The following is a 3,236-nucleotide window of genomic DNA, read 5'->3' as shown; positions in this document are numbered from 1 at the left end:
GCCGCCGTGAGCGCACGCTGGCCGCGTATTCGGCGTAGCGGGCGCGCGTCCAGTCATCCGCGCCGTCGAAGGGCACGATCACCCGGCCCAAAGCCACACGGGGCTGGCGCGCGCCGTGCCAAGCCGCGCGGTAGGCATCGAGCTGCCGCCGCTGGGCGGTGGAGAAATCGTCGGTGCCCTCGCCCGAGGTGACGTTGCCGATCAGCAGGTTCAGCCCGGCGCGCCCGGCCCATTCGGCCGAGCGCAGCGACCCGCCGCCATACCAGACGCGGTCGGCCAGCCCCTCGGCCACCGGCTGCAGCCGCGGCCGGTGCCGGCCGGCGGCGTTGACCACGACACGATCGGGCGCGCCGAGATAGGCGCCACGGAGGTTGTCGACCAGCCGCTCGACCCGGCCATAGGACAGGTCGTAGCCGGTCCAGTCGCCGTCGAAGACGCGCGGCCCCAGCAGGTCGGCATGCGGCGGCACGCCGGCGCTGAGCCCGACATTCAGCCGGCCGCCCGACAGCACGTCGACGGTGGAGAGGTCCTCGGCCAGGCGGTACGGGCTTTCATAGCCGATCTGGATCACCGCGGTGCCGAGCTGGATCCGGCGGGTGCGCTGACTGGCCGCGGCCAGGAACACGGCCGCCGAGGACACGCCGGGCTCGAGATGCCGCTGCCGGATCCAGGCGCTGTCGAAGCCCAGCCGCTCGCCATGGGCGAAGAGGCGCAGCGCCTTCTCCAGCCCGTCCCGCGGGTCGGCCTCCGGGAAGCTGCCAGGGGTCAGAAACCCGGCATGGTCGATCGATGCCATGATGCGGTCCTCGTCAGAAGCTGGGCAGGCCGGGCGGGTTGGTGCGCGACCGGTCGATCGCCTCGGCCGACAGGTTCCAGCGCGCCAGCGACCCGGCGTACTTGCCGTCCGCGATCAGCGCGTTGATCGCCGCGGTGAAGGCATCGGCCAGGCCGCTGCCACGGCGGGTGGTGATGCCGGTCTCGGCGTCCAGCGGCCAGCCGGAGCTGACGGTCCCGACCGGCTTGAGGCTGCCGTCGCGGGCCTGGTAGGCCAGGGCGGCGTTGACGCTGAACAGCGCGTCGGCGCGCCCGGCCTGGATCGCCAGCCCCCAGGCGGCCTGGTCGTCATAGTATTGCAGCTCGGCCGGGGCCAGGCCCCGGGCCTCGTTCTGCCGGTTCCATTCCAGCAGGATCCGCTCCTGGTTGGTGCCGGAAGCGGTGATGATCCGCAGCCCGGCGATGTCCTTCGGCTCGCGGATCGCCGCGATCGGGCTGCCGGATTTCACATAGAAGCCGTGCAGGCCCTTGCGGTAGCTGGAGAAGTCGAAGCGCTGCTTGCGCTCCTCGGTCACGCCGACATTGGAGATGACGGCGTCGTACTTGCCCGAGGCCAGGCCCAGCGGCCAGTCCGCCCAGGCCACCGCGACCAGCTTGAGCTTCAGCCCCAGCACGTCGGCGACCAGCTGGGCCAGGTCGGGGTCGGCGCCGATCACGGTCCGCGCGTCGGTGGCATAGGTGGCGATCGGCGGCTGGCCGGGCGCGATCGCCACGGTCAGCACGCCGTCCTCGGCGAATCGGAAATCCTTCGGGATCGCGGCGGCGATCGCCGCGTCCTTCTCCGCCCGCAGGCGGCCCGGCTGCTCCGGGCTCAGGTCCAGGCTCTGCGCCAGGGCCGGCCCCGCGCCGGCCGCCAGGGCCAGGAGCAGGGCCGCGGCCGCCCGTCTGGAGATCGATCCGAACATTCCATCCCTCCTGAGCCTGCGCCCGGTGCGCCGATCAATATACGGACTCAGTTGACAGTATGAATTTACATATGCGCAATAGATATGTTGAAACTGCAATTTATGCAGATTTTAACTGTTATATCTGATCGGCGGACCGGGGAACGGTCCGGCGGCACCCAGCAGCGACAGCCGATTGCGAGACGCATGACCAGCCCAGAGATCGACCTGCAGGACCGCCCGCGCCTTCTGCCCCGCCTGTCGGAGGCCGCGCCCGAGGCGGTGCGCCGCCGCGACCTGGCGGAGGGGCGCGACTATTCCCGCCACCGCGTCGTCGGCGCCCGCCATCCCGGCCGCGCCGCCGGCACGCTGTTCGCGGCCGCCGTGATCATCACGGTGCTGTACTCGATCCTGACCAATCCGCGCTGGGAATGGGATGTCTTCGCCCAATGGTTCTTCGCCGAGCCGGTGATGGACGGGCTGGGCCGCACCATCCTGCTGACGGCCGGCGGCTCCGCCCTCGGCTTCCTCCTGGGCACCGGGCTGGCCCTCGCCCGGGTGTCGAAGTCGCCGCTGCTGTCCGGCCTGGCCTGGGGCTACATCTGGCTGCTGCGCTCGATCCCGCTGATCGTGCTGCTGCTGATCCTGTTCAACCTGGGCTACCTGTACGAGACGGTTCGGCTGGGCATCCCCTTCACCGACATCGTCTTCGGCGAGTACCCGACAGTCTCGCTGCTAGGCCCCTACGCCGCAGCACTGCTGGGGCTGAGCCTGAATCAGGCCGCCTTCTCGGCCGAGATCATCCGCGGCGGCATCCTGTCGGTCGACCAGGGCCAGCTGGAGGCCGCGGCGGCGCTGGGCCTGCCGCGCCGCCGCCAGGCCTTCCGCATCGTCCTGCCGCAGGCCATGCGGGCGATCCTGCCGACCGCCTTCAACGAGCTGATCGGCCTGGCCAAGGGCACGTCCATGGTCTACGTGCTCGCCCTGCCGGAGCTGTTCTATACGGTGCAGGTGATCTACCGCCGCAACCTGGCGGTGATCCCGCTGCTGATGGTCGCGACCGTCTGGTACCTGATCATCATGATCGTGCTGTCGGTCATCCAGTTCTACATCGAGCGGCACTTCGCCCGCGGCGCGCTGCGCACCCTGCCGCCGACGCCGATCCAGCGCCTCCGCGCCTGGCGCGCCGGCCGCCGGGCCGAGCCGGTGGCGGCCGAGCCCGCGCCGGCCTTGCGGATCGCCGCCGCGCCGAAGCCGGCGGCACCCCAGCCCGCCTGGCAGCCGCTGTCCGCCGGCCGGGGCGAGGTGCGGATCCAGGGCATGTCGAAGAGCTTCGGGTCGCAGAAGGTGCTGGATGAGGTCAGCCTGACCATCCCGTCCGGCGACGTCACCGTGATCCTCGGCCCCTCCGGCTCCGGCAAGTCGACGCTGCTGCGCAGCATCAACCATCTGGAGAAGGTCGATGCCGGCTTCATCACCGTCGACGGCGCGCTGCTGGGGTATCGCGAGCGCGGCGAC

At 70.9% G+C, this 3,236-nt stretch carries 3 protein-coding genes; 1 reads left to right on the top strand and 2 read right to left on the bottom strand.

All coding sequences use genetic code 11. The annotated features are described in order from the left end of the window. Together ABDW35_RS34610 and ABDW35_RS34605 are read right to left on the bottom strand one after the other, a co-directional pair. On the bottom strand, window positions 1-796 hold a 796-nt coding region (locus tag ABDW35_RS34610; protein ID WP_343718385.1), incomplete at its 3' end, for an LLM class flavin-dependent oxidoreductase. A 13-nt stretch (window positions 797-809) separates the two neighbouring features. Beyond that, a complete protein-coding gene (locus ABDW35_RS34605) occupies window positions 810-1,739 on the bottom strand; it encodes an ABC transporter substrate-binding protein (RefSeq protein WP_343718384.1) in 930 nt (309 codons plus the stop codon). A 186-nt stretch (window positions 1,740-1,925) separates the two neighbouring features. Between ABDW35_RS34605 and ABDW35_RS34600 the strand changes: the two genes are divergently transcribed. Further along, window positions 1,926-3,236 (top strand): ABC transporter permease subunit (locus ABDW35_RS34600; RefSeq protein ID WP_343718383.1); only part of this gene is annotated, 1,311 nt, incomplete at its 3' end.

It is taken from the genome of Inquilinus sp., assembly GCF_039594555.1.
GTDB lineage: Bacteria > Pseudomonadota > Alphaproteobacteria > DSM-16000 > Inquilinaceae > Inquilinus.
This window is presented reverse-complemented; position numbering and strand designations above follow the sequence as displayed.

Excerpts from the sequence above, each read along its gene's own strand:
- ABDW35_RS34605 (WP_343718384.1), bottom strand. The coding sequence starts at position 1,739 with ATGTTCGGATCGATCTCCAGACGGGCGGCCGCGGCCCTGCTCCTGGCC.